The following is a 26,252-nucleotide window of genomic DNA, read 5'->3' as shown; positions in this document are numbered from 1 at the left end:
GAAAAGCCCATCGCAGAGTCCGGGCACCGACGCCCTGCTCTATGCCCTCATAGGTGCAGGCGCCGCCCTCGCCGTCTTCGGCTCGCTCGCCTGGATCGGCGGCAACACCGCCAACTCCCTGACCGGAAGCGGCCCCTGGCACACGCCTTTCGAGCCGGTCACCGCCGCACTGCACCCCGGCCAGCTCTACCCGCACCTGTCGTCGCTGGCGCTGCTGATCGCCACCCGCGTCGTCCCCGGCATCGCCGCGCTCGCCCTGGCCGCCACCGGCCTGTGGCTGTGGTCCCGACACCGCAGCAAGCCCAGCGGCCTCGCCACCTCCCGCGACCTCGCGCCGCTGCTGCCCGCCGAGATCACCACCAAGGCCCGCGACCTGCGTCCGAGTCTCGCGGACTGTAAAAGACCGGGCAATCCGCCCCGACGACAGCGGGTTGCTGCTCGGCAACCTCGCCCCGTCCGGCCCGGAGGTCCGCGCCTCCTGGGAGGACGTCTGCGTCGCCATCATGGCGCCGCGAAGCGGCAAGACCACCAGCCTGGCCGTCCCGGCGATCCTGCGGGCCCCCGGCCCCGTCCTGCTGACCAGTAACAAGGCGGCCAGGGATGCCTACACCGCGACGCTGGAGGCGCGGTCGGAGGCCGGCCGGGCGTGGACGATGGACCCGCAGGGCATCGCGCACACCCCGCAGGGCATGTGGTGGGACATCCTGGCCGATGCCAAGGACCTCCCCGGCGCCCGCCGTCTCGCCGGGCACTTCGTCGCCGCCGCGGTCGACGAAAGCTCCCAAGGAGATTTCTGGAGCACCGCCGCCCAGAACACGTTGTGTGCGCTTTTCCTGGCCGCCGGATGCGACCGCCGTCCGATCACGGATGTTCTGAAGTGGCTTGCGGTGCCGTCCAACCGCACGCCGATCGATATCCTCCGCGACCACAAGCTGCTCGCCATCGCGGACCAGCTCCAGGGCACCGTTTCCGGCGCGGTTGAAACCCGCGACGGCATCTACGAGACGGCCCGCCAGTACGCGGCCTGCCTGCTCGACCCGAAGATCTCCCGGTGGGTCACCCCGAATCCTGACCTGCCGCAGTTCAAGCCCGAGGAATTCGTCACCGACAGGGACACCCTGTACCTGCTGTCCAAGGACGGCGGTGGATCTGCGGGGGCTTTGATCGCTGCGGCAGCGGACTCCGTGATGCGTACGGCGGTCATCCAGGCCGAGCGCGCCGGCGGACGGCTCGACCCTCCGCTGCTCGCGATTCTCGACGAGGCCGCAAATGTGTGCAAGATCTCGGATCTCCCCGACCTGTATTCCCACCTCGGGTCACGAGGGGTCATCCCGATCACCATTCTGCAGTCCTACCGCCAGGGCCAGAAGGTCTGGGGCGAGGCGGGCATGGACGCAATGTGGTCCGCCGCCACGGTCAAGGTGGTGGGCTCGGGAATCGATGACGCCGATTTCGCGGACAAGCTCTCCCGCCTGGTAGGCGAGCACGACGTCGAAACCGTTTCGCACTCCACCTCGGAATCCGGGCGGTCCACCTCCACGAGCATGCGCCAGGAGCGCATCCTGCCGCCGGACCAGATCCGCGCGCTGCGCAAGGGCACCGCCCTGCTGTTCGCCACTGGCATGCGCCCCGCCATGCTTGACCTGCGGCCCTGGTACAAGGAGCCGGGTGCCGGGGCGATCGGCAAGGCGTCCTCGCGGCAGACCGACCTCATCACCGAGCGTGCGCTCGCTGCGGCGGGTGAGGCCGCATGAGTTACACCCCCGAGCCCGCCCACCGCATTTTGTCGCTAGGTGCCGGCGTGCAATCCACGACACTTCTCCTACTGTCCGCGATCGGCGAATTGCCGAAGCTCGACTACGCCATTTTCGCGGACACTGGATGGGAGCCATCGGCCGTTTACCGGCATTTGGACGAGGTGGAGCGCCGCGTCGCCCGCCCCGCCAACATCCCCATTCTCCGGGTGTCATCGGGAAACATCCGATCCGATGCCCTCGACCCGAGCCACCGCTTCGCCTCCATGCCCCTGTACATCCTGAACAAGGATGGGAGCCCGGGAATGACCCGGCGCCAATGCACGGGCGAATATAAGATAAAGCCGATTAAGCGGGAAGTGCGCCGCATTCTCGGCTACCCGTACCCGGCTCGGGTACCGCGCGGGGTTTACGTAGAGCAGTGGATCGGTATCTCGACCGACGAATTTCACCGCGCCAAGGACTCCGACGTCAAGTACACCCGTCACAGCTTCCCTCTGATCGACCTCGGCCTGTCCCGACAGGACTGCCTCAAGCTCCTTGCCGAGCACGGCTGGGAATCTACCCCGAAGTCTGCGTGCCTCGGGTGCCCATTTCACGGAAATGCCCAGTGGCGGCAGATCCGCGATGACTCGCCCGAAGAGTGGGCCGATGTCGTCGAGTTCGATGCCGCGATCCGCGCGGGAAATGCTCGGGCCAATTCAGAGGGGCGTCCGCTGCTCGGCCAGGCTTACCTGCACCGCTCTCGTCGCCCGCTGGCGGAGGCTCCGATCGACCGCCTCGGCCGCGCCGAACTCGCCGCTCTGCAGGAGCAGCTCCCGCTGGCGGAGGAGGAGCTGGAGAACGGGCCCGAGGACGGCTGCTCACCGTTCAGCTGCCGCTCCGGTGAGGCCGTTGCATGAACGCCCCGGCCACGCCCGATCACCTCGCCCGCCTGCACCGTGCTGACGGCGACGCCGATCTCTCGGCCGTCCTGGAGTCCGCGGAGGAGGGCCTCCTTGCCCCGCTGCACCAGTTCCTGGAGCAGGCGGCAGAGGTCTTCCGGCAGCGAGGCGACCTTCGGTCCGCTGCTGCCCTCGACACCCACGCGGCCGACATCGAGGGCATCGGCAATGAACTCCACCACCTGGCAGCGGACTTGGCGTCCGCTGCGGGTGCGGCACGCGCCGCTGCAGCGAACGCCGGCAGGTTCGGTGCCGTTGCAGCGGCTGCGGAGCCGCTGTGCGCCGCGGCAGCGCCCTCGCCGCCTACCCGCTCACGCTGACCGCGCCCCACCCCCACCCCCCAGGAGGACCCCCACTTGGATCCCTGGCGCACGCCCGTCGACCGGGCCAAGGCGCTTCGCCTGATCAGCCCGTTCCCTGACGGCACCGTCGTCGGCGTCCAGCAGCAGGCCCGCCGCGGCGACATGGTCGTCGTCGCCACGCTGACCCAGACCATCCGGCAGGACACCTGGTCCGGCATCCGGGTCGGGATCGTCTCCCCGGCCGCCGGCCAGGTGGACTCGAACTGGTTCAGCTTCACCGACCACCGCCTCTTCGACGAGACCCTCTATCCCCGCGACGCGCGCAGCGGCGAACTCGACCGGCTGAATCAGCGGGACCTGCTGCAGCCGCACCGCCTGCGGCCGGACCGGCTCCGCGACGCCGTGGAGGTCTACACCGGGGCCTTCGCCCCGCCGGCCGACCCGGAGTTCGTCGCCCTCGCCCGGCTGGGGGCGCTGCACGGATTCGCGAGGCGGTTGGACCACCTCGGCTCCGCCTACCCCCAGACGCTGGCCGGGAACGCCTTCGCGCACGCGGAGGTGCTCCGGGAGGTGGCGAGCGAGATCCACACCTCTCTCCTTCCGCTGGCCGGGGAATCGCAGGCTGCCGACAGCGCGCCGCTCGGGCTGCCCGACGGGCTGGCCGCACTGCGCAAGCTCCGCTCGGTGCTGACCTCGCTAGCCCACAGCGCCGATGAGGCAGAACACCCCTACGGCGAGGTGTTCAGGAAGCACGCCGCCGAGCTCTCGGCGATCGACGAAGCGATCACCGCCGACTTCACTGCGAGCCCTCCCGCCGCCAACGGCACGCGCGTCGGCGCAGCGCGACGCGCCTCTCCGACGGCCGCTTCGACGGTGGAGGCGGAGCGGGCGGCCACCGATGCTCCGCGATCCGTCGCGGCCTCGGGCCAGACGACCGGTCGGGGGCCACGCTGAGCTACCGGTACCCCGAGATCCCGCCGCGGGACTTCCGGCCGCGGCTGTCCACGGCCGGCGACCTGCGCTGGCCGGACGAGGGCCCGCAGATGGGCCCGTGGACCCACGACCGGCTCGTCGCCCTCGCCCACCCCTGGCCGGTCGCCTGGCTGTTCCCGCCCCGGCCCGGCGATCCCCAGCGAGTGATCAACTTGTTTGCGGGGCCCGGCGGCTGGGAGCAGGGGCTGCGGGTTCTGGACCCTTCCGGGTTCGACGTGGTCGGCGTCGAGATCGGCTGGGACGCCTCGGCGACCGCCGTCGCGGCCGGTCACCGGCGCATCGTCGCGGACGTGCGGAGCCTCGACCCGGTGCACCCCGCGCTGCGGTACGTCGAGGGTCTGACGGTCAGCGCCCCGTGCCAGGTCTGGTCACCGGCCGGCAAGCGCGAGGGCCACCAGGAGCGCAACATCGAGCTGCTGCTGGACACGCTCACCATGGCGTGCGAGGCGACCTTCGGTCACTACCACGACACCGGGGAGTGCGAGGCCGCGGACATCTGCGGTATCTGCTCGGACCCCGAGTGGGACGGCTACAACGGGTTCACCGGACCGTTGCTGACCTTCGACGAGGCCCGCTCCCTGGTGCCGCAGATGAGCGACGAGCGCATCGGGCTGATCGCCGAATCGCTCATCTGGTCCCTGGCGCTCACCGCCCGCTACGACAACCTCCGCTGGATGGCGATGGAGCAGAGCAGCGCGCTGCCGGAGGTGGTGCTGGACGCCATCACCGAGGAACTGCAGATCGCCGACTGGTGCTCGGCCGACTACCAGGTCCTTGACGCCGCCGACGTCGGCGTTGCCGCTCACCGGCGGCGCGTCTACCTGGTGGCCGGTCGCCACCACTACGTCAACCTGCAGGCCATGCAGCCTGCTGCGCCAGTACCGGGCCGCACTCTCGCCGGGGCCCTCGGCTGGCCCGAGGGCGTGCGCATCAACACCCGTGGCACCCGCCGGACTTCCGGCGGCAACGAGTTCTCGGCCGACCGCACCGCGCCCGGCACCACCAGCAAGATCCGCGGCTGGTACTGGTCGGAGGACAAGGGCCGGAAGTACACGGTGCCGGAGGCGGCCCTCACCGTCGCGATGCCGGCCGACTACCCGTGGACCGGCTCCCGCTCCTCCGCCTGCCAGCAGCTCGCCGACATTGTGATCCCCACCGAGGCCGCCCGGGTGGTCGGCGGCGCGATCCTGCGCAAGGAGTGGGAGCGGCCGGTCTCCCAGTACCTGGAGACGATCTACAGCCCGCAGAGCCTGGCCCTGGCCGCCCCTGCCGCCGCCGAGCCCACCTCGCCCCGGGTGACCGCGGCCACCTCCAGCGGCACCGCCCAGGTGCAGATGCTTCCCGGCTTCGACGACCTCTTCGTCGCCGCCGCCCCCACCGCGCGCAGCCGGGCGGCCCGCCCTCGGTGACCCCTCCCCGGCTCCGGCACCGGCCGCGCGCCGGAGCCGGGGAGGACCACTGCCACTCCACTACTTCGGGAGCCCCACCATCGACCGCCTACCCGACCGCCCGCCCGTCGCGCCGGACCGGCTCTCCAGCCCCGGTGCCTGGTCCGCCTACCAGTCCGCGCTCTCCCGCTACGCCGCCCGCCAGGCCGCCGTCCGCCAAGCGCTCCGCATGAGCAGGCAGACGCCCGCCGAGGCTGCACACCCCCACCCCGGGCACTGCCGCCGGCGCTCCGGGCGCTGAGCCCGCCCCGCCGCAACTGACCCGTCAATCTCCCCTACTGGCAACGGATTCGTTCACCATGCACTCCCCACTGCTGCCCTCCGGTGCCCCGCCGATCCCCCTTCCCGGGACGGACACCGACGCGCCGGGCTCTCTGCCGATCCGGCGGGTCGACGGACGCTGGCATCTGACCGTCGGCCTGGGCCACGTCCCGATCGAGGACGACGCCCTCACCCGCGACCTGGAGGCACTCACCACGCTCCTCGCCTCGCCCACCGCCTCGTCCGGCCGGCGCCCGTGAGCGTCGACAGCCCCGGCCTGAGTCCTCAGCTGGAGGCCGAGCAGGCCGTACTCGGCGCCTGCCTACTCGCCCCGGCCCAGTTGGCCGCGTTGCGCGAGTGGCTGGAACCCCGGCACTTCCTGCGCCCGGCCCACGGACAGTTCTTCGCGGTCCTGCTCGCCCAGTTCGACGAGTCACCGCTGCCGACCACCGACGACCAGCGCCGCGACTGGGCTCTGCGGGCGATGGCGTCCGGCACGGGAAGCATCCCCGGCTTCAGCGCCAGCTACGGCCAGTCGCTGATCTCCGCGTGCCCGACGGCCGCACACGCCGCCGCGTACGGGCGGATGGTGCTGGAGACAGCCGTGCGCCGCGCTCTGGAACAGCACGCCCACCGGCTGCTGGCCGCCGCCGAGGGCGGGTCCGTCCGTTCCACGGTGGACCTGACGGCCGCCCTGCACACGGTGATCGGCCAGCTCACGACGGCGTGGGGGACGATCGACGTCCGGTCGACGAAGCCGCTTCCCTCGCCTGACGCCGAGACCGGCCTGCGATCCGGCCGTGCGGCCGAGGCCGCCCGCGACAACGAGCGCATGCTGCTGGCCACGCTGATCGAGTCGCCCGAGCGGATCGGCGAAATCGCCGCCTGGCTGACCGACGGCGACTTCCTGGCCCCGGAGCACCGTGCGGTCTACCAGGCCCTGACCGCCCTCGCGCACCGCGGCGAGCCCGTCGACGAGCTCACCGCTCTGTGGGAGGTGCAGCGACGCGGAGCCCTGGCCACCGGGACCACCACGGTCGAGGAGGTCCGCCGCCTGGTCGCACCGGGTATGCCCGGAGATCCCGACTACTGGGCCGAGCGCGTCCTTCGTGCCTCGCTCTTGCGCGCCTCAGCCACCTCCGCGGGGATCGTGCGCGTCCTGGCGCTCGACGCCTCCGTCTCCGCCGGCACCCTCCTCGGCGACTCGCTGCGCGCGCTGGAACCCGCCGACCAACTCCAGCAGCGCCACCGTGCGGCCATCGGGTCCGCCGGGCCCGAGCGGCGCGGCCCCGTAGTCCTGGGCGCCCGCCGCCAGGCCGCCACCCGTACCACCGCCGGGCCGGACCGCTCCGCCCGCCCGGCTGCCGAGCCCTCCCCTCCCCGCCGCTAACCCCAGCGAGACCCCATGCCCCTACCTGTTCCCAACTCGAGCGCCGCCCGGCGGCTGCGCGCCGCGGCCGACCACACCGGAGCGCTGGAGAACGCACTGCCCCGCGCCTACCGCGAGGAGGGCGTGCCGGGCCTGGCCGAACTGGCCGGTCACGCCGACGCGATCGACGCTCACCGCCGCGCCGTACTGGACACCGCCGTCGTCCTGAGCGCGGGCCCGCACCCGGCCACGGCCGAGCGGGCCGAGGTGCGAGCGCTCGCTGCCGCAGGCGAGCAACTGGCACGGGCGAGCGCGTCGATCGGCCGCGCCGCTGCGATGGCCGCCCGGCTGCACGAAGTCGAGGGCGTTGGCGGGCCGACCGCCGACGAGACCCGTGAGCGCGCGACCCGGCACGTCAACCACTCCCTCTCCCACACCCGCATCGCCTTGCGCGATGCCATGGAGCAACTGCGCACCGAGGCGACACGGTTGTCGCTCACCGCGTCGGCCGGCCGAGGACCCGCGGCCCTGGCGCAGTCAGCCTCGCGCGGAGCCCGCATCATCGCCGCCCCTCCCCCACTCCCGGCCGACCTGCCCCAGCGCGCGGCCGGCCGACGCCGCTGACCCCGGAGCCACCCTGACCAGCACACCCCACGCCTCCACGCGCGACCTGGCCACCGTCGCCGGGATGCTGCGCCTGCTCGGCCGCGTCACCGCAGCGCCACCGGGGCCAGGCCAACCAGCGCCCGACCCCGCCGCCGTCGCGGAGCGGATGCGCCAGGCCCTGGCCGTCCAGCGCGAGTGCGCCGACAACGCCCGGCGCCACCGGAAGCTGAGCGCCGACAACGCTGCCGACCAGGCGCTGGCCGGAGCCTATGCCGCGGCGGCCATCCGCGCCGCCACCATCACCCGGCACCTCGGCGTCGCCTTCGACCTGTCCGTCAAGTGCTCCCTGACCGCGCCCGAGGCACCGCGCCGGGCGGCCGAGTCACTGCACCAGCGGCGCCACAGGGCCGCGGTACAGGCCCTGGCCGAAGCCGAGAAGGAGGCCGACCGCGGTCAGCAGGAAGTCCTCGGCTTCGCCGCCCGGATCGCCACCGGCACCGCCGGCCCCCCGACCACCCAGCCCGTCGCTGAGCCCGCAGCCCGGGGGCGCCGATGACCAGCGACCCTCACGAGGTGGGGCGGCTGCTTCGGGGCATAGCCTCCGACGCCGAACGGGCGGCGCTGGCGCGGCCAGGGCCCACCGAGCCGATCGATGTCGCCGACCAGCTCCAGGACGTGATCGCGCTACAGCGGCGCGCTGCCGCCGGCGCCGCCCGCTTCAACCAGGCTTCACCCGAGCAGCCAGCCGCCCGCACCGGCGCGCTCTTCTTCGCCTGGGCGGCGGCCCGGCTGGGCCTGGTCGGCGCGGTCCTCGGCGAGACCCTGGAGGCCGCGGCCCACCTCTTCGACGCCGACGTCGCGTCCCTCAACGCCCGGCAGCTCGACGTCCTTGAGGACGTCGTCGCCCAAGGGCTGGAGAGCACGCGCCTGGGCCTGCAAGCCCTGGCGGCCGATCTCCTCAGCGCCAGCGCGGCCGTCACCGCGGGTCCGCCCTGGCCACGGGCGCCCCTGCCCGCCGCGTCCGTCGCCTTCGCCGACCCAGCACCCGCCGCATCGGCGCCGATGCCGCCCGCTGCCGGCGAGCACGAGCCGCGCACCGGCGCAGCGCGTCAGCGCACACGGCACCTGCTCGTCGTCACGTCGCCGCCCGCCGCACCCCCCGGCGCACCGCCGCCGACCGCGACCGTCCTGCCGTTCCGCCGTCCCTGACCCGGCGCCAACCGCCGAGTCACCGCCCTCACGTACGGAGCCCGCCACGCCCACCCCCGAACCCGCGCCGACCCTGGGTGACTACCAGGAGCGCCTTCGCCTGGTCGCCGACCAAGCCGAGGCCCTGGCCGAGAAGCTGCCCGGCCCCTTCGCCGCCGACCCCGGCGTCCCCGATGCCCGCCTCGTCGCCCAGCAGCTCGGCGCCCTCCAGTTCGTCCAGAGCAGCACGCTCGGCGCCGCCGATTTCGCGAACAGCATCCCGCTCGACCCCTCCGCCACCAGCGCCGCCCGGCGGACCGCCATCGCCCTCGCCGGAGCGCACACCCGGGTCACGGAGGCGACACGGCACCTCGCGCACCTCTTCCAGCACTCCGTCACCGCAGACGTCTGGGCCGTGCCCGACGCGCAGCCGGTCGACACCCGCCAGGTCTACGCCGCCGCACGGCACCAACTCGGCGCTGCAGCAAAGGAGCTGCGGATCGAGGCCGACCGCCTCCCGTCGGCCGGCGTCTCCCACCTGCCCGACCAGGCCCGCCAGCGCGCCGCGCTCACCCTGCCGCAGCGGCTGCGCCGCGCCTTCACCGGCCGCTCCGCCGAGCCCACCCCCATCGCCGCCCTTCCCCGCAGCGCCGCCAAGCCGCGCCGCTGAATACCAGGACCCCACCATGACCTCCAGCACCATCGACGAGCAGTCCCAGTGGCTGCTCGGCACCGCCGGCAACCTGCACGCCTTCCGCGAGGAACTGTGGCGCCTCTACACCTACCGCGATCCCCAGACCGTCCGCCTCGACGCGGTCCTTTCGGGGATGACCCAGGTGCAGCAGACGCTGCTGGCCAACACCACCGACGAGTACGACACCGTCACGCCCGGCTCCACCGAGCCCGAGGACATCGCCTGGCGGCGGTGCACGGTGGCGTACGCCTACGCCGCGTTGCTGAACGCCAAGGCGATCCTGCGCCTCCAGCCCGCGGTCGTCTCCGCCACGCTCATCCGCCTCGCCCCCGGCCCCGCCTACGCCTCGCCGCACCGCCTGGCCTACTTCAAGTCGCTGTCCGCCGCCCAGGAAGTCCTCGACGAGGCCGTCTGGAAGCTGCGGGAGGCCGCGGAGCACCTGACCGGCCCAGAGCCCGAGCTGCTCACGGCGTTCACCGGCGACGCCGCATTCCGCATGATCCGCTCGGCCGCCGTGAGCGCGAAGCCCGCCGAACCGGACACCGCCCGCACGGCGGCCGGGCCCGGCGCGGTGGTCGTCGCCGCGCCGCCCAGCCGCGCCGCCAGCGCCCGCACCGGGGCGCGCCGATGAGCGCACCGAACCCACACGGGCCGCGGATCGGGTCGATGTGCTCGGGGTTCGGCGGCCTGGACATGGGAGTACAGGCGGTGCTCGGCGGAGAGGTGGTCTGGCACGCCGAGATGAACCCGTCCGCCGCTCAGATCCTCGCCCACCACTGGCCTAGAGACGCTAAATCTCGGCGATATCACCGCAGTTGACTGGTCGAGTGTCCCCCCGATCGACGTCCTGACGGCAGGCTTCCCCTGTCAGGACCTGTCGGTCGCCGGCAAGCGCGCCGGCCTGATGGAGGGCACCCGCTCCGGACTGTGGCTGACCATCGCCAGCGCGATCGACGTCCTCAAGCCCAAGTTGGTGGTGATCGAAAACGTACGCGGAATCCTCAGCGCAAGCGCTGCCTCGGCAGCCGATGGCGACTTGGAATGCGGTTGGTGCGATCTGGGAGACAGCGGAGGTGAGCCTGCTCTGCGGGCACTTGGCGCGGTACTCGGAAGTCTGGCCAACCTCGGGATGGATGCGCGCTGGACGGTGCTATCCGCGGCAGCCGTCGGTGCCCCTCACCGCCGGGAGCGGCTCTTCCTCGTGGCCTGGCCAGGCGGCGCCGAGTCTGCCGACACCGCGGGCGCGCGATGCGAAGGGCCCGGATGCCTGGCGGGCCGACCTGGGCCACACCGTGGCACTGCTCAAGACCCCGACCTCGAACTTGGGGCAGATCGGCGGCTCGCAGCACCCGGACAAGCGCCGGTCGGGCGGCCACGGTCCGAACCTGTCGGACGAGGTGGAGCACCTGCTGCTGCCCACCCCGAAGGCGTCGGACGGGACGCACGGGGGGCCGAACTCCCGTGGGAGCAAAGGGGACCTGACGCTCTCCTCGGCAGCGGCCCAGCTGCTGCCCACCCCGCGGGCCTCGGACACCGGGACGCCCGGCAGGCGGGCCGGGCAGGGGTTCCGGCCGCCGCTGTCGGCGGTCCTGCTGCCGCTGTGGGAGCGGGCGCCGGAGGAGTGAGCCGGTGGGGCCCCTACGCCTCGGCCGTCGCCCGGTGGGAGCGGGTGACCCGGCCCGCTCCCGAGCCGGTCGACGGCAACGGGCGCCTGGCTCCCGCGTTCGTCGAATGGATCATGGGCCTTGACGCCGGCCACGTCACCGGCGTTCCCGGCCTGTCCCGCTCGGCGCAGTTGACGGCCCTCGGCAACGGGGTCGTCCGCCAGCAGGCGGCTGCGGCGATGCGGCTGCTCGACGCCCCCGGCCTGCTCGCCGCCGCGTGCTGCGGCGGTCGGCAGTGAGCCGGGCGCGCTTATACCGCAAGATCGGCCGGATGCGTCCGGCCGATCGCGGCGGAATCTTGTCTCACGACCCCGCGACCGCACCGAAAGGTCTCCGCCTCCCTTGACCGCATCCGAGCCCGACGAGGGCGCCGAGCCGAACTCCGGCTACGGCGACGCCCAGATCGAGGCCCTGTCCGCGAAGCTCACCGCCCTGGCGGCGGGCTTCGACGCCCAGGCCGAGCAGCTGGCCACCATGTCGTCCGCGCTGGACCCCGAGGACGACGCCCCCGGCGCCGAGCCCATGTTCATCGTCGCCTTCGAGGACCCGGCCTACTACAAAAGAGGTCGAACTCATGGTCCCGTGGGTCGACGAGATCTTCACGAAGATCTACGGACCCGAAACCACGGCGAATCGCCCGTGGTGCGTGCGCTGGCCTGAGCACCCCGAGGCCGTGGCCCGGCTGCACGCCCTGTGGCTTGCCTGGCAGGCCGCGATCGACCCCGAGGCCGGGGCGAACGGCCCCAGCTCCTGGCAGCGCGACCACCTGGAACCGGCGCTGATGAAGCTGCGCAGCGCCGACGGCCCCTTCGGGGCGTGCACCAGCTCCGGCGGTCACGTCAGCCACCGCCTGCTGGAACACCCGGCGCTGACCGACCCCGACTCCCTCACCCTCCCCACCTCGACCTGATCGGAGGCCGACATGCCCGACCTCAGCGACTGGCAGCCCGCGGACCCCGCCTCCGCCCGCGCCCAGCAGCACTTCCTGAACGCCGAAGGGGTCTACGACCTCCTCACCGAGACCGACCCCGACGACCCCGAGCCCGGCAGTGAGAACTTCCAGCTGTTCGAGGACCTCACCGCCTACGAGGGGACCGACCAGCCCGCGCTGGCCGCGCACCTGCGCTACGGCGCCGACGGCACCTTCACCCTGAGCACCCACGCCGCCCCCACGTTCGCCATCGCGACGGCGTGGCTGGTCGCCCGGGGCGCCGATGCCGGCGCCTTCCTCCACCGCGCCGGGCACTCCGGCGCGCCTGCTGACGAGCGCAGCGCCGCGGTCGCCGCCCACTTCATCGCCGACCATGCCCGGTACGAGCAGGTCGAGCACGGCATCGAGCCCGGCGAGACGTGGGTCATGCTGCGCGACACCACCTCGGCCGGTGCGGCGGCCCCGTTCCTCCTCCAGCTGGAGGCCGGCGACCCGGAACGCGGCTACACCCTGCGCATGGGGAGCTTCGCCAGCCCGCAGGAGGTCCAGCAGTGGCTGGAGCACCGGCGCGCCGCCCTGCCGCCGGTCGCCAACGGGGAGGCCACCGTCGTGTACAGCCCGCAGGCGCTTGCGGCGCGCACCCGCACCGCCTCCTCGACCGCGAAGAGCACGGCCGCCGAGGCTGTCCCGGTCACCGTCCCGGTTCCGGCCGGGCGGCGGGCCGTGCGGTGAGCGAGCAGCGGCCGAGCAGTCCTCCGGTGGGCTTCTCCGCCCACCCGGAGGCGCTCGCCGACCTGCTGGACGCACCGGCGGACGTGCGGGACCTGGCGCTGGAGTACCTGGACCGGCTGCTGCGCGCCGAGGTCCGCGGGCCGCTGCTCGACCAGCAGGGCGACCGCGACCTGCGCGACGCCCGCAAGCTCTACCTCGACGACCGCAACGCCTACCGGCTCGTCTACACCGAGCAGCGCGCACCGAACAACCCTCGCCGCCTGCTCGGCATTCACCTCGTCGCTGTCGGACGGCGCTACAACATCCAGGTCTACAAGACGGCAGCCGAGCGGCTGCAGGCCGAGCGGCTCAAGCAGGCCGCCGTCCAGGAGACCCCGCGCCCCGGCATGCCGGCACGGTTCCAGGCCGCGCTCGCCGCCTCCGCCTCCCGGCCCTCACCGGCGCACGCCGTCGCGGCCACCGCCGACGGGGCCCCGCCCACCGTGGTCGCCGCCCCTCCCGCCAACCCCACCGTCGCCGTCCGACGCTGAGACCCGCCACAGCCCCACTGCTGCAATGGAGTTCGCCATGCCCGCCACCGCCACCGTCCTGGACCGAGCCCAGCTCGCCGCCGAGGGCATCTCCACCCGCTGGTCCACCCGGGTTGTGCGCACGCTGCGCTCCTCCGGCCCACTGCGCCCGGCGGAAATCGTGGACGCCAGCCAGATCCCCGCGGGGAGCCTGCACAAGGTGACCGGCCTGCTGGAGCGTGCGGGTGCGATCACCCGGCTGCCCGTCCCGGGCAGCCGGTGGTACGAGCTGACGCTGACCGACGCCGGTCAGGCCCTGGACCCGGTCCACGGTGCCGCCTTGGCCTGGGCCGACCGGCACCTGGTCGGACGCGCGGGCCTGGCGGCAACCGAGGCCATCGACGACGCGATAAGCCTGTTCGCCAGCCCCCACACCGGGGCGGTGCTCTTCGAGCTGGTGGCGAGCGAGCCGCTGACGGTCCCCGAGCTTGCCGAGCGCCTGCCCGTCGGCGGTACCGGTGTGCTGCACCACCGCCTGTCGGTGCTGGCCGAGCACGGCCTGATCGCGCGCAGCGGCACCCCGCGGTCCTACCGGTGGGCGATCAGCGAGGCCGGCATGCACACCGGCGCGATGGTCCGCGAGCTGTCCGGGTGGGCGGAGCGGCACCTGCCCGATTCCGCCCGCCCGGCGTCCGGCCCGCGCGGCGTCTCCTCCCTCGCGGCGGCCTCCGGCAGCCACGTCAGGGTCGTCGCGGCCCCCCGTCCCGCCACCGCGCGGACCGCCGCCGCCAACCTGCACCGCGACACGCTGCGGATCCACTTCTCCCACGCGCCCAGCCCCCAGCCCCCGGCCCTCCTGCACAGCGCCGCCGCTGGCCTCCGCCGCTGACCAACGCCCATCCCTCGACCGGAAGCTCTGCTCTGACCACCACACCCACCGCCACCACCCGGCCTGGCGCGGACCGCCCGATCCGCAACGTCCTTCGCACCCCGCACGTCACCGTGCTGCTCACCGCCACCCTGGTGGGACGGCTGCCCACCGCGATGGCCCCGCTCGCCCTGCTGCTCGCCGCGCGCGCCGACCACGCCGGGACAGCGAGGGGAGCGCTACTGGCAGCGCTCTACGCCCTGTGCGGAGCCGTCGGCCAGCCGCTGCTCGGCCGGGCCGTCGACCGCCGCCGTCTGGCGGGCGTCGCGCTGGCCGCGGCGGGCGTCGCGGGCAGCGCGTTCGCCGCACTCGCCGTCCTCGGTACCGGCCGCAACCTGCTGCTCTCGTGCGCCCTGGTCGCCCTCGCCGGTCTGGCCACCCCGCCGCTGGAGGCCGGGCTGCGCGCGATGTGGCCGCGCCTGGTCGCCCCAAGCGACCAGCAGGCCGCGTTCGCCCTGGACGCCACCGCCCAAGAGCTGGTCTACGTGGCCGGGCCCGCCCTGGTCACGGTCACGTGCCAACTCGCCTCACCGGCTGTGGCGCTGATCGGCTGCGCGGTCCTCGGGCTGGCCGGCACGACGGTGGTCGCCTCCCGCCGCCCGGCCCGCGCCCTCAGCCCGGAGCGTCGGTCGGTCCACTGGCTGGGGCCACTTCGCTCGCACGGCCTGCTGGTCCTTCTGGGCGCCGCCGCCCTGCTGGGCGCGAGCCTGGGGTCGTTCAACGTGTACGCCCTGAGCGCGGCCGACCGCCACCACACGAGCTGGCTCGCCGGAGCGCTGCCGGCCGCGCTCTCGCTGGGCAGCCTGCTGGGCGGCATCGCGTGGGCGAGGGTCTCGCACCTCGTTCCCGGCGACCGCCTGCTGCGCGCGGTCAGCGTTCGCTTCGCCGTGCCGTTCGTGCTGTTCCTGCTCACGCCCGAGCCGACCCTGGCGGTGGCCGCCGCCGCCCTGCCGGGCTTCTTCCTCGCCCCATGGCTCGCCGAGGCGTTCCGTCTGGGAGACCGGCTCGCGCCCCAGGGAACAGCCACCGAGGCCGCGGCCTGGCTGGTCGCCGTCATCGGCCTGGGCGGCGCCGCCGGAACAGCCCTGGCCGGGCAGCTCTCGACGGTCGGACCCGTCGCCGTCGCCGGACTCACCCTGACGAGCGCCGCCGCAGCCTCACTGGCCCTGTCCCTGCGCCGCTGATGTGCCCCGGATCCGTCGGAGCCCCGGCCCGGCAGCGGATCAGCGACGCCAGCTCCACCATCAACTTCCGCTCGGAGTAGCCTTCTTGCCCCACGCCACCACGTCCGCCCCAGCGCCCGTCACCATCATCTGGGACTGGAACGGGACCTTGCGCGACGATGTCCAGGACCACCTCGACGCCCTCAACGCGACTCTGCCCGACCTGGGCAGCACCCCGATCACGCTGGAGCGCTACCGCGCCGCGCACCGCACCCCGATCCGCGCCTTCTACGACGCCCTCCTCGGCCGCACCCTCGACGACCAGCAGTGGCACGACGCCGACGCGGCCTTCCAGGATGAACTCGCCCGGCACCCGGTGCGGTTGCAGTCCGGCGCCCGGGGCCTGCTGCTGCGGCTACGGGCTCAGGGTGTCCGGCAGAGCCTGCTGTCCCTGTCCCTCCACGACCGACTGCTGGCCGAGGTCGGCAAGACCGGCATCAGCGGTCTCCTCGACCGGATCGACGGCCGCCACGAGCCGGTCGTCGGCAGCAAGGCGCCCGCCATGGCCCGGCACATCGCCGCCCTCGGCCACATCGTCGATCCGGCGCGCACCCTCGTGATCGGCGACACGGTCGACGATGCCGTCGCCGCCCTGTCCGTCGGCGCGGTGCCGGTCCTGCACGCCAGCGGCCTCCACTCGCCGCAACGCCTGGCCACCGCCGGCGTCCCGGTCGCCGACAACCTGGAGGCCGCCGTCGAGACCGGCCTGTCCATCATCAACTCGGCACAGTGGGAGCGGCGGTGAGCCCGGAGCCGCGAGCCGGGCGGCCCATCCAGGAGTGGAGGCCCCGCCAGGCCGGGAACGTCGACCTCGGCACCCGCCTGGTGTGCACCCGCCTTCAGGTCGAGCACCCGCGCCTGCTGCCCGGCTACGGCACCGCCACCCTCCACGGCGCCGTGGCCGACCAACTCGCCTCCGAGGCACGCCGCCTGGACGACATCCAGACCCGCATCGTGCAGCTGGCCACAGCCCTGCGGCGCGACCTGCAGCGCGTCGTCGAAGGCCGCGACGCCGACGAGCCCTCCATCAACGGCATCCTCTTCAATACCGCCCCGTCCATCGACCTGCTCGCCGCCCGCCGCACCGAACTGCACCGATCGCTGGTCTCCCTCGTCGAGGTCTACGAGACCCTGCCACCCTTCGCCGCACCAGCTCCGGCGCCCGCCGCTGCGGCGAAGACGACCCGGCAACGCGCCGCCTCCACCGGCGCACGGCGCTCGCCGGGCGAAGCAGCGGCTTCGGCGACCGCGGTCCCGGCGACCGCCGCGCGGCCACGGAGCCGATGAACGTCCGCCTGCCCGACGAAGGGACCACGACCTGACCAGCCCCTGGGACACCGGTCCGTACTACGACGCCGAGGGAACCCCGCTCCTCGCCGGCCAGCGCCTGGTGCGGCACCACCTGGACGTCTCCTCCTCGGACCTGCGGCGGCGCCACCGCGAGGACGAAGGCGCACACCGCGAACTGGCCGACCACGTCGACCTCCTGGCCCGCCAGCTCGACCTCCTGGACGACCAGATCCGCTCGAAGGCCGCCTCCATCCGCGACCGCCTGCTCCCGCTCTCCTGCGGCAACCACCGCGGCGTGGACACCAACGGCGTGCTGCGGCTGGGTGCCATGGACCTGGAGGTCCTCGGCATCCGGTACGCCCAGAGCCTCGAAACGCTGGAGCACGCCGTCCTGGCCTACCAGCGCGCCGCCCCAGCCCCGCCGCCCAATCGCGCCACCGCGGCCAACGCCCGTGGCGCTGTCCACTCCAGCCCGTCCCCCACACCCGCCCTCGCATCCGCCCCCAGCACCGGAGACCCCCATCACCGACGGGACCGAGCCGCTCCACGCCATTGACGAAGCCCTCCAGGTCGAGGGCCTCGAAGCCCACACCGAGGAGGACAAGAGCAGGTGGTGGGCGTTCGCCTACGAGAAGCAGGTCAGCGTCCTAGCCGTGCAGCACTCGGCCAACCCGCACTCGCCGCTGCTGACCGAGTCGTACCTCGTCGTCCACGACGCCACCATGACCTGGGATATCCCCGGGTCGCCGCAGCTCGCGGGGATCCACGTCCAGCGCGACCTGGGAGCCGGGACGTACCGGCTGGATTACGAGCGGGCACCGATCGTGGCGCTCGCGCAGAACTGGCTCGTCTCCCGCGGCGCCGACCTCGACCAGCTGACGCCGCACGCCGAGTGGCTGCCGACCACCGACCAGGCCAGCCGCGACCTGGAACGGCGCCTCGCCCAGGTCGGCGACCGGTTCTGGTTCGCGAACTCGTACACCTCCGACATGGTCCTGGACCCCGCCCACGCCGCGGGCGGGCCGCCCAGCGCCGCCGAGGACCTGGTCTACGACTTCAACACCTGGATCACCGCCGTGGACGAGCGGCCGGAGCCCGGACTGCACCCCGTCCGGGTGTTCTTCGAGGACGTCGACTACCTCGCCCGCACGTACACCCTGCGGGAGGGCGGCTTCCCCGACCGGGACGCCGCCTACGAGTGGACCAGGCGCGCCGGCGAGCCGGACAACCCCCTGCCGCCCGTCGAGGTCGCGCCCGTCTCCAGCCCGCGCACCGCTGCTGCCCGCGCCACCAGCCCAGCCGCCTCAGCGAGTGCCGCCCCGGCCGAGGTCGCTGCCCTGCCCACCGCCACCGACTCAACCGTCACCCGCCCCCGCACCCGGTGACGGCCCAACCCCCAGGAGTGCCCATCTCCACCGAAGTTCAGCGGGTGCGCCGCCGCCCGCGCACCACCGAGCCCCGGACCGCGCAGAAGTCCGTCCGTCTGACCCCGACCGCCCTCGCGGCCATCCGGGAGCGCGCGGCACACGAGCGTCTTACGACCTCCGGGTTCATCGCCAACGCCGCGCTGGCCGCCGCGCTGGCCGACGGACCGGTCGGCCGCCCCGACGCCGACCCCCGCCGACCGCTGGCCGAAGCGCTCGATCGCCTGGCCGGCGAGCTGCGTGCCCTCACGGATACCGTCCCCGAGCCCGAACGGGCGCAGGAAGCGCTGGCTCTGCTGCCCGGCCTGGCCGAGCGGACCTATGCCGCGCTCGACGCCGTGCTGGAGGCCGCGTGATCCCTGATATCTCCACCGGCAACACGCCCCGCCCACTGCTCAGTTATCTCTACGGCCCCGGTCGGCGCGAGGAGCACGAGGATCCGCACCTGGTCGCGGCCTGGGACATGTACGGGGCGCCCGACCCGGGCCGCGACCCGGGTGCCACCGTCGGCCAGCTGGCCTCCCGGCTGGACCAGCACGCCCGGCTGCGCGCCGCCGAACTCGGGGCGATGCCACCCAGCAGGGTCTGGCACTGCTCGGTGCGCACCGCCCCCGAGGACCCGCTGCTCACCGACGACCAGTGGGCCCAGGTCGCGCGCCGGATCGTCGCCGCCACCGGGCTCGCCCCCGCCCGCGGCCCGGGATGCCGGTGGGTCGCTGTGCGCCACGCTGTCCACCACATCCACATCGCCGGGGTCAGCGTGCTGCCGGACGGCTCGCGGCCGGCGATGCACCGCGACTCGACCCGGGCCCAGGCCGAGTGCCGGGCGATCGAGGCCGAGTGGGGACTGCGCCTCATCGGCCAGGGCGAGCGCGCAACGACCAGCTTCCCGACCACCGCCGAGATCATCAAGGCCGAGCAGCAGGGCTGGGCCGAACCGTCCCGGGTCTGGCTCCAGCAGCGGATGCACGAGGCTGTGGCCGGGGCCCGAAGCGTCGCGGAGTACGCCGCTGCCCTGGCGAGCGACGGCGTCCTGCTCCGCTGGCGCGTCGACGAATCCGGTGCCCGGATCGGCTACAGCCTCGCCCGCCCCGGTGACACCGGGACCAGCGGCATGCCGGTGTACTTCGCCGCCGGCCGCCTCGACTCCGCTCTCACCCTGCCGCGGCTGTCCCGGTTGCTTGCCGGCGACGCCGTCTCGCAGCCGTCCTGACCTGTGCCCGCCGCATCCCCTTCTCCATGTCGCCCTGCCTGCTCGGGCGCTCCCGAGCCGACCTCGCTGAGGAGGCGAACCCGCTGACGCCCGCCCCACTCGACGACTTCACCCGAGCGCTGGCCCTGCGCCTGCCCGGCCTGTGGAGCCCCTCGCTGCGCAGCAACACCACCGCCGGTCAGCGCAACGCTCTGATGGACCGGCTGTGGGACCTGGGCACCGCCCACTGGGCGCTGCTCGACTTCGCCAACGACCGCGTCGGCCAGGTCAACCACCAGGCGGGACTGGACCTGGTGGTCGTCCGACGGCCGGTTCGCTCCCACCAGTACCTCGTCGCTGCCCTCGTCCCCGTCGGCCACGGGCTCGCCCACCAACTCCAGGACTACGCTGTCCCGTTCGGGATCGCGGTCGCCGATGACCCCGCCCGTGCCGCAGCCTCCGTCGCCCGGCGCCTGCTGCCCGCCTACCAGCAGGCGCTGCGCACCGTCGGCCACAGCGCGGGCTGGAGCACCCTCACCGGGTTCCCGGCCAGCCGGTCGGTCGCCGCCACCGGCCGCAGTTCCCGTGACGTCACGGTCGTCGCCTCCCCGCAGGCCCCCGTATCCGCCCCGTCCGGCGCCAGCGCGCGCCGCGTCCGCACCTGATGGAGCTGCCCGCTTCTTGTCCACCGCCGCACCGCCCCGTCCCGACCTCCTCGTCCGCCCCGCCCACCTCGCCGGGCCAGGGGAAACCGACCTCGTCTATCTCCTCGCCTCCGAGCACGGCTGGTTCCGCCCGTTCAACGCCCCTGCCGACCTGGTCCTCACCAGCCCTCAAGAAGGGCTCACCCTCACCCGGCAGGACCGGCAGTGGACGGTGGCTGGCCCCGGCGGCTGGACGGTCCGCTTCTGCGACCGCGCTCCTGCCGAAGTGCCCTACGCCCTCATCTCAGCAGCTCAGGAAGCCGAGACCGCGCCCACCACCAACGCCGGACCGGCCACCGGCCACACGGCCACCGTGCTGCTGATGAAGTCCGGCTGGTCCGGGTTCAACCGCGATGGGTACCGGCTGGTCGCCGCGCCCGACCGCCGCGCCGCCCTCTCCTGGCCCGACACGGCCCCCGACCCGAGCCCGGTGCTCACTGCCGCCGCGCGTACCGGCGTGTGGACCGTCGAGTTCAGTCGAAGCGCACCGGACTACCTGCTCACCGCAGCCGCCGCAGCACTGCTGCGCCCCGTGCCGCGGCGGCCCGAGCAGATCCCGGAGCAGTTCCGGCACCTCGTCCGCGCCGCCCCACTCGCCCACAGCAGCGGTGACGGCCCCGTGGGGCGAACGGCCGCGGCCCGGGCACACGGCATCGCCTCGCACCCGGCCCTGCGACACCTTCCTCCGCCCACCTCTCCGCCTTCCACCGTGCACTACGGCCCAGCGGGACCAACCCGTCTGCGCCCGGATCCGCGCTGACGGGCACCGGCGGATCAGTGGCACCCCCAGGCCCCCGAACCGAACATCACGGAGAAATCGTGACCTCGCATCCTCCCGACTCCGTCGCCAACGTCACGGCCAGCGCCGCGACACCGCCGGCACTCGCCGACCACCCCGCCACGGTCGACACCGAGGCGGCAACACCAGCAGAGCTCACCGCCCAGCCCTTCGTGGCGATCCGGCACCCCCGCACGGGCGAGATCACCACCACCAGGTACAACGCCAACGCCCTTCGGATCCTGCTCCAGGCCGGCTTCGAGGAGGCTCCCAGCTGCGCCTGCCCAGCGACGGAGGCCGGCACGGACCGGACGCACGCGCCCGCTCGGCAGCCAGCGAGCTGCCCGCCGTCGACCGCTCCGTGCACCTGGGCCGGGCCCTCGGCCAGCCAGTGAGCGCCGACGGCGCGCCCCTGCCAGGCACGCCCGTACAGATCAGCGGCCCGCCTTCCAGCACGTTGTCAACCCTGCTCGCCCGCGCACCCGTTGAAGGATCTTCGCTTTGACCACACCCGGACCGCCCACCACTCCGGCACACGCCAGGCCCGGCGAACTGCGAGCCAAGGTGGCCAAACTACTGGCAGACCGGCCGACCGACACGCTCAGCACCACGGAGATAGCCAAGCAGCTGGGCCACTCCCACGGCGCCGTCAGCCAAGCCGCCCAGACTCTGGCGAAACGCGGCGAGGCTGATCAACTCGGCACCGGAAATCGGTTCCGCGCGAATGGGAAGACCGCTGCAGCCGCGCAGGTCACGGTGATCAGTCCACCGGGAACCCACTCTCCCCGCGCCGCCGCGGCCACAGCCCGCACGACCGCTCCCGCACCGACCACGCCCAAGCAGGTCGGCCCGATCCGCCGCGCGGGTGGCCAGCTCTACCACCCCCGGGAGCTGGCCGACCTGCCTGACGTCGAGGCGCTGAATCGCTTGCGCGACGCCGATGTGCCGGTGCTGCTCTACGGTCCCCCGGGCACTGGCAAGACCTCGTTGGTGGAGGCCGCGTTCCCGGACCTGCTCACCGTCGCCGGCGACGGCGACACCACCGTCGGCGACCTGATCGGCGAGTACACGCAGGACGACGCGGGAGCCTATGTTTTCCAGTACGGCCCGCTGGTCACCGCGATGACCGAGGGCCGCGCCCTGCTGATCGACGACGCCACGTTGATCTCGCCGAAGGTCTTGGCAGCGCTGTACCCGGCGATGGACGGCCGCCGCCAGATCCAGGTCAAGGCCCACAAGGGCGAGACCATCAAGGCCGAGAAGGGCTTCTACGTGGTGGCGGGCCACAATCCGGGCGTGCACGGTGCCGTGCTGACGGAGGCGCTGTCGTCCCGATTCAGCGTGCAGATCCAGGTCGGGACGGATTACGACCTCGCCATGGCGCTGCGGATCGACGCCCGGGTGGTCAGGGTCGCCCGCAACCTCGCCCGCCAGGTCGAACTCGGTGAACTTGGCTGGGCACCGCAGCTGCGAGAGCTGCTCAGCTACCAGAAGACCGAGAAGGTCCTCGGCACCAAGGCGGCACTCGCGAACTTGATCGGCATCGCGCCCGTCGAGGACCGCGACGCCGTCGTCGCCGCCGTCAGCAAGGTCATCGGCGTCAAGGACGTCGCTCCCCTCACCCTCGGCAAGCAGCTCCCCGCCGCGACCGCTTCGGCCGCCCGGCAGCCCCCGGGAAGCACCAGCTCCACGCCCCGGGGCCGCCAACGATGAGTTCACATCAGCACGTCCAGTCCTCCGCCACCGCGCCCGACGACGACGCCGACCTCGCACGCTGGGACGACGACGGTGCCCCGCCCGCACAGCCCCGTTCTTCCCCGGCCGCGTGGCTGCGTGTGGGAGCAGAGCTCGGCGATCGGCTGGTCGCCCTGTCCGGCCGCCAAGACCTGCTCGTCACCTGTCGTCCCGGCACCCGCAGCGGTGCACCGGCCGCCTTCTTCCCCGGGCTGGGGGAGGTCGAGTTCGACGCCGGCCTGTTCGCCCCCCTCCAGCCGCACGAGGTCAATCCGCGGATCGTGGGCGACGAGGACCGCTATCCCGCGGCCTGGGGCGTGTTCGTCCACGAAGCCGCCCATGCGGCCCACACCGCATGGACGAGGCTGCCCGGAGCGGACCCCCGTGTCGTCCAGGCCGCGCTTCTGCTGGAGGAGAGCCGTGTCGAGGGCGCCCACCTGATCAGGCGCCCCACCGACCGCAAGTACCTGCGCACCAGCGCCCGGACCCTGGTCCTGCCCGACATCGCCAACCCCACCTTCCAGGGCATCGAGCACGCCGCCAGCGTGGCGGCCCTGATCCTCGGCCGCCGGGACGCCGGCATCCTGGATGCTGGCGAGAGCCGGGCCGTCGCCGATCTGTCCGAGAAGGTGTTGGGCGCTGATCTGCTGGCCACCCTCACCGGCATCTGGACCGCAGCCCACCAGTGCGCTGACCACGACGACGCCACCATGCTCGCTCTCGGCCAGGACTGGTGCGACGCTCTGGCCACCGCTGCCCCTGCCGGGCCCGTGCCAGACGACCTCACCGACCTGCTGTCCGCCGCCGCAGCGGACGTCATGGACAGCATGGACGCCAACGACCGTGCCGACCTCGCGGCACAGGCCGCCGCAGCCAGCGCCATGGCCTCACAGGCCAAGGCACGAGCTCAGGACCGCGCCCAGCAGGCAGGCCAACGACGCAAGGCCGCCGCCACCGCCAAGTCGGTCTTCAACTCCCGCGGCGCCACCGTCAGCCCCGACGGCACACCGGCGCCCTACGACAACCCCGTCACCGGCACCCGCCGGCCGACCGCCGCCGAGAAGACCGCCGCCGCGCAGCTCAGCCGCGCACTCCGTGCCGCCGCCTACCGGGAGAGGACCGAGGAGCGAACCACCAGCCCCACCCCTCCTGGCCGCCTCAACATGCGTCAGGCCCTCGCTCGCGACGCGCAGCGCGCCGCCGGGTCGACGCCCACCGCGGAGCCGTTTACCCAGACCCGCCGCCGCCACTCTCCCACCCCACCGTTGCGCGTGGGCATCGCCGTTGACGTCTCCGGTTCCATGCGTGCCGCCTGCGGGCCCGTCGCGTCCGCTGCCTGGATCGTGGCCCGAGCAGCGGCCCTGACCGACCCCGACTCCCGCACCGCCACCATCGCCTACGACATGAGTCTGACCGCGCTGACCCGGCCCACCAACAGGGCGCCGGAGCACGTGACGACGTTCGACGCCCGCGGCGGCAGCCACAACCTCGGTGACGCCCTCGACGCCCTCGACCACGGCCTCGAACTCGGCCGCCCCGGCACCGGCCGCCTCCTCGTGATCGTCACCGATGCCCAGTACACCCCCTACGAAACCGCCAGCGCCGTCACCCGCATCAAGCGCCTCACCAACGCCGGCTGCGCTGTACTCCAGCTCACCCTCACCAAGGAGTCCCTCCACCTGCCGGGAACCACCCTGCTCCACCTGCCCCGGCCCTCCAGTGCCCCCGCCGCCATCGCCAAGGCCGCCACCGACGCCATCCGCAAGACACGCTGAGACGCGGAAGCCTGTCCGCCAGCTTCGCCGGGTCGAGTGGTCCACCACCGGCCAGACTCGCCGAGGCTCCGCCGGACTCATCGAAGCAGGACAATCACGCGCCGCCGCCCGGACCAATTCGGTCCGGGCGGCGGCGCGTTCGCCTGCGGCAGACAACCTGCACGAAACCCTTGACGGGACTATGTGATCCGGGCCTTCCCAAGCAAACATGGACCTCCGTCCGTGCCCCGCCCAGGAAGGTGAACCCGCTGACCGTCGTCCTGTCTGCACCCTCCGCCCCCAGCCTCCGCCCCGGCGACGCCGTGCCGAGCCGCAAGTGGCTCCTCGGCGAGGGGAACCCGAACGACCTGAACTGCTTCCTGTACGAGCACCGTTGGACGTACGTGATCGACGCCGACGGCGGTCTGCACGCCGCATCCCCGTGCACCCGCGTCTACCTGGGCTACCAGCCGGACAACCCGCGCGCCGACACCTGGACCATCTCCTTGGACGGCACCGCCCGCCAGCCCGGCTGGCGAGCCCGATTCGACCGCCACACCCCGGTCGAGGTCGTCCTCGCCGTGCTGCGCACCCTCGTCGAACACCCGGGCCGCTGAGCCCACCGGCACCTGCCCCCGCACGAAGGGAACGCCCATCTCCACCCTGCGCTCTGCCCGCGCCAAGGCCCGCCTGCTCCACCGCGTCGAGGCGGCCGAGTGGCTGACCGGCTGTGCCATGTACACCAGCTTCCTGCACGCGCTGCTGCTGTGGCCCGGCCGACCGCTGATGTCCGCCAGCGCCCTGCTGGCCGCCCTGCAGTTGGCGGTCATCTTCCTGATGCTGTGGTCGATGCCCCCGCTGGTTGCTGATGCCCTCGGTGACCGACCGCCGCGTCTTCGCCGACCGAACCGGTGAACCGACCGGCGCCGGGCCCAACGGCCCGGCGGCCAGTCACGGCACACCCGTGCCGCGCCAGTCCACCGCCCTCGGAGGCACCTTGTCCCTCCCGATCGAGCTGTCCGGGGCCGTCCTCGATCCCGCTGCCGTCCGCCGCGCCTTCGGCACGGCCTACGGCCCGCCTGATCCCGACGGCCACCGCGCAGCCTTCGCCGTGCTGGCTTACCTCGCCCCTGTCGACCGCTACCTGATCGCGCCCCTTGGAGCCCGCCCCGGCGGCACCGCACCATCGTCGCAACGCTGCGGCTGGGCGGAGCCCGCCGCTCTGGACGAGCTGGTGGTCGCCCACCCCATCCGCACCCAAGGCGGCGCCCGGTCCGTATGCCACCACCACATCCGGCCCGCAGCCCCCGGATCGTGCCGCACCTGCAGTATCCGGCCACCGCGTCCGGACTGCGGCTTCTTCCGCACCTCCCGCTACGCCCCCATCCCCGAGGAGGGATCCTGAACTTCGTGCCTGCTACCCGCCGCCAGCTGCGCCGCGCAGCCCTCGCCACGGCCGTGCTCACCGCTGCGGCCGGAGCGGAGTCCGCCGTCTTCGCGCTCTCCGGTCCCAGCGGGGCGACCACCGTCGCGCTGGTTACCCTCGCCGCCGGTGTGCTGACCTTGTACTGGATCTCTCGGAGTCTGGATGCCGACGCGGACCGCGCCGTGCGCGGCTGGCTCGACCAGTATCGCGAAGGCCGACTCGACGACGTCGCTGCCGGGACGGGCTTGCGTCCGGCGACGGCGAGACTCTCCCTGCTCCGACTGGCCCGCTCCGCTGCGGTGACCGTCTCCGGTGATCGGCGGTGTCCGGTGTACCGGCTCGCGGACTGACGCTCCTGCGACATGCCGAAGGGCGGTGGGGCACAAGGAACTTCCTTGTGCCCC

Annotated in this window: 35 protein-coding genes and 2 pseudogenes; 36 read left to right on the top strand and 1 reads right to left on the bottom strand. The window is 73.3% G+C overall.

Features of this window, described 5'->3' with window-relative positions:
- Window positions 1-34: 34 nt before the first annotated feature.
- The 10 genes and pseudogenes from AB0K51_RS20950 (at window position 35) to AB0K51_RS20905 (ending at window position 8,886) form a co-directional block, all read left to right on the top strand.
- Window positions 35-1,754: pseudogene (locus AB0K51_RS20950) on the top strand (TraM recognition domain-containing protein).
- On the top strand, window positions 1,751-2,656 hold the full coding sequence (locus AB0K51_RS20945) for a hypothetical protein (RefSeq protein ID WP_363457516.1): 906 nt from the start codon (window positions 1,751-1,753) through the stop codon (window positions 2,654-2,656). Before AB0K51_RS20950 ends, AB0K51_RS20945 begins: the two are co-directional and overlap by 4 nt.
- Entirely contained in the window at window positions 2,653-3,018 is a 366-nt protein-coding gene (locus AB0K51_RS20940; RefSeq protein WP_363457513.1) for a hypothetical protein, read from the top strand. Before AB0K51_RS20945 ends, AB0K51_RS20940 begins: the two co-directional genes overlap by 4 nt.
- A gap of 36 nt (window positions 3,019-3,054) precedes the next feature.
- Window positions 3,055-3,954, top strand: a complete 900-nt coding sequence (locus AB0K51_RS20935) for a hypothetical protein (protein ID WP_363457511.1) — start codon at window positions 3,055-3,057, stop codon at window positions 3,952-3,954.
- A gap of 89 nt (window positions 3,955-4,043) precedes the next feature.
- Window positions 4,044-5,402 (top strand): DNA cytosine methyltransferase, encoded by a 1,359-nt coding sequence (locus tag AB0K51_RS20930; protein WP_363457508.1) that lies wholly within the window; start codon window positions 4,044-4,046, stop codon window positions 5,400-5,402.
- A 338-nt stretch (window positions 5,403-5,740) separates the two neighbouring features.
- On the top strand, window positions 5,741-5,962 hold the full coding sequence (locus AB0K51_RS20925) for a hypothetical protein (protein WP_363457506.1): 222 nt from the start codon (window positions 5,741-5,743) through the stop codon (window positions 5,960-5,962).
- Window positions 5,959-7,092: a DnaB-like helicase N-terminal domain-containing protein gene (locus AB0K51_RS20920; RefSeq protein ID WP_363457503.1), complete on the top strand. Its 1,134-nt coding sequence runs from the start codon at window positions 5,959-5,961 to the stop codon at window positions 7,090-7,092. Before AB0K51_RS20925 ends, AB0K51_RS20920 begins: the two co-directional genes overlap by 4 nt.
- A gap of 15 nt (window positions 7,093-7,107) precedes the next feature.
- The gene (locus AB0K51_RS20915; RefSeq protein ID WP_363457501.1) at window positions 7,108-7,695 is read left to right on the top strand and encodes a hypothetical protein; all 588 of its coding nucleotides are present in this window, start codon (window positions 7,108-7,110) and stop codon (window positions 7,693-7,695) included.
- A gap of 64 nt (window positions 7,696-7,759) precedes the next feature.
- Window positions 7,760-8,233, top strand: coding sequence for a hypothetical protein (locus AB0K51_RS20910; RefSeq protein WP_363457498.1), 474 nt, complete (start codon window positions 7,760-7,762; stop codon window positions 8,231-8,233).
- Window positions 8,230-8,886 carry a hypothetical protein gene (locus AB0K51_RS20905; protein ID WP_363457495.1) on the top strand — a complete coding sequence of 219 codons (657 nt, stop codon included), beginning with the start codon at window positions 8,230-8,232 and terminating at the stop codon, window positions 8,884-8,886. The genes AB0K51_RS20910 and AB0K51_RS20905 overlap by 4 nt, the downstream gene beginning before the upstream one ends.
- A 28-nt stretch (window positions 8,887-8,914) precedes the next feature.
- Here the strand turns inward: AB0K51_RS20905 and AB0K51_RS20900 are convergent, their stop codons facing one another.
- Window positions 8,915-9,256: a hypothetical protein gene (locus tag AB0K51_RS20900; protein ID WP_363457492.1), complete on the bottom strand. Its 342-nt coding sequence runs from the start codon at window positions 9,254-9,256 to the stop codon at window positions 8,915-8,917.
- 24 nt (window positions 9,257-9,280) lie between these two features.
- On the opposite strand from AB0K51_RS20900, the gene AB0K51_RS20895 reads away from it, so the two are divergent.
- The 26 genes and pseudogenes from AB0K51_RS20895 to AB0K51_RS20770 all read left to right on the top strand — a co-directional run bounded on the left by AB0K51_RS20895 (window position 9,281) and on the right by AB0K51_RS20770 (window position 26,198).
- The gene (locus tag AB0K51_RS20895) at window positions 9,281-9,535 is read left to right on the top strand and encodes a hypothetical protein (RefSeq protein WP_363457489.1); all 255 of its coding nucleotides are present in this window, start codon (window positions 9,281-9,283) and stop codon (window positions 9,533-9,535) included.
- Between the two features lie 16 nt (window positions 9,536-9,551).
- The gene (locus tag AB0K51_RS20890) at window positions 9,552-10,190 is read left to right on the top strand and encodes a hypothetical protein (RefSeq protein WP_363457486.1); all 639 of its coding nucleotides are present in this window, start codon (window positions 9,552-9,554) and stop codon (window positions 10,188-10,190) included.
- A gap of 174 nt (window positions 10,191-10,364) precedes the next feature.
- Window positions 10,365-10,709: pseudogene (locus AB0K51_RS20885) on the top strand (DNA cytosine methyltransferase); the annotation flags it as partial.
- A gap of 142 nt (window positions 10,710-10,851) precedes the next feature.
- Entirely contained in the window at window positions 10,852-11,184 is a 333-nt protein-coding gene (locus AB0K51_RS20880) for a hypothetical protein (protein WP_363457483.1), read from the top strand.
- Window positions 11,181-11,462 (top strand): hypothetical protein, encoded by a 282-nt coding sequence (locus AB0K51_RS20875; RefSeq protein WP_363457480.1) that lies wholly within the window; start codon window positions 11,181-11,183, stop codon window positions 11,460-11,462. Before AB0K51_RS20880 ends, AB0K51_RS20875 begins: the two co-directional genes overlap by 4 nt.
- A gap of 103 nt (window positions 11,463-11,565) precedes the next feature.
- Complete coding sequence (locus tag AB0K51_RS20870) at window positions 11,566-11,883, top strand: hypothetical protein (RefSeq protein WP_363457477.1); 318 nt, start codon at window positions 11,566-11,568, stop codon at window positions 11,881-11,883.
- The gene (locus AB0K51_RS20865; protein WP_363457475.1) at window positions 11,798-12,133 is read left to right on the top strand and encodes a DUF4913 domain-containing protein; all 336 of its coding nucleotides are present in this window, start codon (window positions 11,798-11,800) and stop codon (window positions 12,131-12,133) included. The genes AB0K51_RS20870 and AB0K51_RS20865 overlap by 86 nt, the downstream gene beginning before the upstream one ends.
- Window positions 12,134-12,145: 12 nt before the next feature.
- Window positions 12,146-12,886, top strand: coding sequence for a hypothetical protein (locus tag AB0K51_RS20860; protein ID WP_363457473.1), 741 nt, complete (start codon window positions 12,146-12,148; stop codon window positions 12,884-12,886).
- A gap of 26 nt (window positions 12,887-12,912) precedes the next feature.
- On the top strand, window positions 12,913-13,416 hold the full coding sequence (locus AB0K51_RS20855; protein WP_363457471.1) for a hypothetical protein: 504 nt from the start codon (window positions 12,913-12,915) through the stop codon (window positions 13,414-13,416).
- Window positions 13,417-13,453: 37 nt separating this feature from the next.
- A complete protein-coding gene (locus tag AB0K51_RS20850) occupies window positions 13,454-14,284 on the top strand; it encodes a winged helix-turn-helix transcriptional regulator (protein WP_363457468.1) in 831 nt (276 codons plus the stop codon).
- 113 nt (window positions 14,285-14,397) lie between these two features.
- The gene (locus tag AB0K51_RS20845) at window positions 14,398-15,507 is read left to right on the top strand and encodes an MFS transporter (protein WP_363457465.1); all 1,110 of its coding nucleotides are present in this window, start codon (window positions 14,398-14,400) and stop codon (window positions 15,505-15,507) included.
- 1 nt (window position 15,508) lies between these two features.
- On the top strand, window positions 15,509-16,291 hold the full coding sequence (locus AB0K51_RS20840; RefSeq protein ID WP_363457462.1) for an HAD family hydrolase: 783 nt from the start codon (window positions 15,509-15,511) through the stop codon (window positions 16,289-16,291).
- Window positions 16,288-16,833: a hypothetical protein gene (locus AB0K51_RS20835; protein ID WP_363457459.1), complete on the top strand. Its 546-nt coding sequence runs from the start codon at window positions 16,288-16,290 to the stop codon at window positions 16,831-16,833. The genes AB0K51_RS20840 and AB0K51_RS20835 overlap by 4 nt, the downstream gene beginning before the upstream one ends.
- Window positions 16,834-16,936: 103 nt before the next feature.
- Window positions 16,937-17,392 carry a hypothetical protein gene (locus AB0K51_RS20830; protein WP_363457457.1) on the top strand — a complete coding sequence of 152 codons (456 nt, stop codon included), beginning with the start codon at window positions 16,937-16,939 and terminating at the stop codon, window positions 17,390-17,392.
- A gap of 97 nt (window positions 17,393-17,489) precedes the next feature.
- Window positions 17,490-18,221: a hypothetical protein gene (locus tag AB0K51_RS20825; protein WP_363457454.1), complete on the top strand. Its 732-nt coding sequence runs from the start codon at window positions 17,490-17,492 to the stop codon at window positions 18,219-18,221.
- Window positions 18,222-18,238: 17 nt separating this feature from the next.
- Window positions 18,239-18,616 carry a hypothetical protein gene (locus tag AB0K51_RS20820; RefSeq protein ID WP_363457451.1) on the top strand — a complete coding sequence of 126 codons (378 nt, stop codon included), beginning with the start codon at window positions 18,239-18,241 and terminating at the stop codon, window positions 18,614-18,616.
- Window positions 18,613-19,473 (top strand): hypothetical protein, encoded by an 861-nt coding sequence (locus AB0K51_RS20815; protein WP_363457448.1) that lies wholly within the window; start codon window positions 18,613-18,615, stop codon window positions 19,471-19,473. The genes AB0K51_RS20820 and AB0K51_RS20815 overlap by 4 nt, the downstream gene beginning before the upstream one ends.
- A gap of 26 nt (window positions 19,474-19,499) precedes the next feature.
- Window positions 19,500-20,117, top strand: coding sequence for a hypothetical protein (locus AB0K51_RS20810; RefSeq protein ID WP_363457445.1), 618 nt, complete (start codon window positions 19,500-19,502; stop codon window positions 20,115-20,117).
- Between the two features lie 16 nt (window positions 20,118-20,133).
- Window positions 20,134-20,916, top strand: a complete 783-nt coding sequence (locus AB0K51_RS20805; protein WP_363457442.1) for a hypothetical protein — start codon at window positions 20,134-20,136, stop codon at window positions 20,914-20,916.
- Between the two features lie 191 nt (window positions 20,917-21,107).
- Window positions 21,108-21,329 carry a hypothetical protein gene (locus AB0K51_RS20800; protein WP_363457631.1) on the top strand — a complete coding sequence of 74 codons (222 nt, stop codon included), beginning with the start codon at window positions 21,108-21,110 and terminating at the stop codon, window positions 21,327-21,329.
- Window positions 21,330-21,498: 169 nt separating this feature from the next.
- The gene (locus tag AB0K51_RS20795; RefSeq protein WP_363457629.1) at window positions 21,499-22,647 is read left to right on the top strand and encodes an AAA family ATPase; all 1,149 of its coding nucleotides are present in this window, start codon (window positions 21,499-21,501) and stop codon (window positions 22,645-22,647) included.
- Window positions 22,644-24,443: a hypothetical protein gene (locus tag AB0K51_RS20790; RefSeq protein WP_363457439.1), complete on the top strand. Its 1,800-nt coding sequence runs from the start codon at window positions 22,644-22,646 to the stop codon at window positions 24,441-24,443. Before AB0K51_RS20795 ends, AB0K51_RS20790 begins: the two co-directional genes overlap by 4 nt.
- Before the next feature lie 239 nt (window positions 24,444-24,682).
- A complete protein-coding gene (locus AB0K51_RS20785; protein WP_363457436.1) occupies window positions 24,683-25,039 on the top strand; it encodes a DUF317 domain-containing protein in 357 nt (118 codons plus the stop codon).
- Between the two features lie 118 nt (window positions 25,040-25,157).
- Window positions 25,158-25,337, top strand: a complete 180-nt coding sequence (locus AB0K51_RS20780) for a hypothetical protein (RefSeq protein ID WP_363457433.1) — start codon at window positions 25,158-25,160, stop codon at window positions 25,335-25,337.
- On the top strand, window positions 25,300-25,827 hold the full coding sequence (locus tag AB0K51_RS20775; protein WP_363457430.1) for a hypothetical protein: 528 nt from the start codon (window positions 25,300-25,302) through the stop codon (window positions 25,825-25,827). Before AB0K51_RS20780 ends, AB0K51_RS20775 begins: the two co-directional genes overlap by 38 nt.
- 5 nt (window positions 25,828-25,832) lie before the next feature.
- Window positions 25,833-26,198, top strand: a complete 366-nt coding sequence (locus AB0K51_RS20770; RefSeq protein WP_363457427.1) for a hypothetical protein — start codon at window positions 25,833-25,835, stop codon at window positions 26,196-26,198.
- Window positions 26,199-26,252 lie beyond the last annotated feature (54 nt).

The organism is Kitasatospora sp. NPDC049285 (assembly GCF_040678815.1).
In the GTDB taxonomy this organism is placed as follows: domain Bacteria; phylum Actinomycetota; class Actinomycetes; order Streptomycetales; family Streptomycetaceae; genus Kitasatospora.
The sequence above is the reverse complement of the archived record's forward strand: the minus strand, read 5'-3'. Positions and strand labels throughout refer to the sequence as shown.

Bases quoted from the DNA above. Each gene is read 5' to 3' on its own strand.
- AB0K51_RS20860 (WP_363457473.1), top strand. From the start codon at position 12,146: ATGCCCGACCTCAGCGACTGGCAGCCCGCGGACCCCGCCTCCGCCCGC.
- AB0K51_RS20850 (WP_363457468.1), top strand. From the start codon at position 13,454: ATGCCCGCCACCGCCACCGTCCTGGACCGAGCCCAGCTCGCCGCCGAG.
- AB0K51_RS20790 (WP_363457439.1), top strand. From the start codon at position 22,644: ATGAGTTCACATCAGCACGTCCAGTCCTCCGCCACCGCGCCCGACGAC.
- AB0K51_RS20865 (WP_363457475.1), top strand. From the start codon at position 11,798: ATGGTCCCGTGGGTCGACGAGATCTTCACGAAGATCTACGGACCCGAA.
- AB0K51_RS20925 (WP_363457506.1), top strand. From the start codon at position 5,741: ATGCACTCCCCACTGCTGCCCTCCGGTGCCCCGCCGATCCCCCTTCCC.
- AB0K51_RS20780 (WP_363457433.1), top strand. From the start codon at position 25,158: ATGTACACCAGCTTCCTGCACGCGCTGCTGCTGTGGCCCGGCCGACCG.
- AB0K51_RS20915 (WP_363457501.1), top strand. From the start codon at position 7,108: ATGCCCCTACCTGTTCCCAACTCGAGCGCCGCCCGGCGGCTGCGCGCC.
- AB0K51_RS20890 (WP_363457486.1), top strand. From the start codon at position 9,552: ATGACCTCCAGCACCATCGACGAGCAGTCCCAGTGGCTGCTCGGCACC.
- AB0K51_RS20910 (WP_363457498.1), top strand. From the start codon at position 7,760: ATGCTGCGCCTGCTCGGCCGCGTCACCGCAGCGCCACCGGGGCCAGGC.
- AB0K51_RS20945 (WP_363457516.1), top strand. From the start codon at position 1,751: ATGAGTTACACCCCCGAGCCCGCCCACCGCATTTTGTCGCTAGGTGCC.
- AB0K51_RS20810 (WP_363457445.1), top strand. From the start codon at position 19,500: ATGTCGCCCTGCCTGCTCGGGCGCTCCCGAGCCGACCTCGCTGAGGAG.
- AB0K51_RS20940 (WP_363457513.1), top strand. From the start codon at position 2,653: ATGAACGCCCCGGCCACGCCCGATCACCTCGCCCGCCTGCACCGTGCT.
- AB0K51_RS20905 (WP_363457495.1), top strand. From the start codon at position 8,230: ATGACCAGCGACCCTCACGAGGTGGGGCGGCTGCTTCGGGGCATAGCC.
- AB0K51_RS20930 (WP_363457508.1), top strand. From the start codon at position 4,044: ATGGGCCCGTGGACCCACGACCGGCTCGTCGCCCTCGCCCACCCCTGG.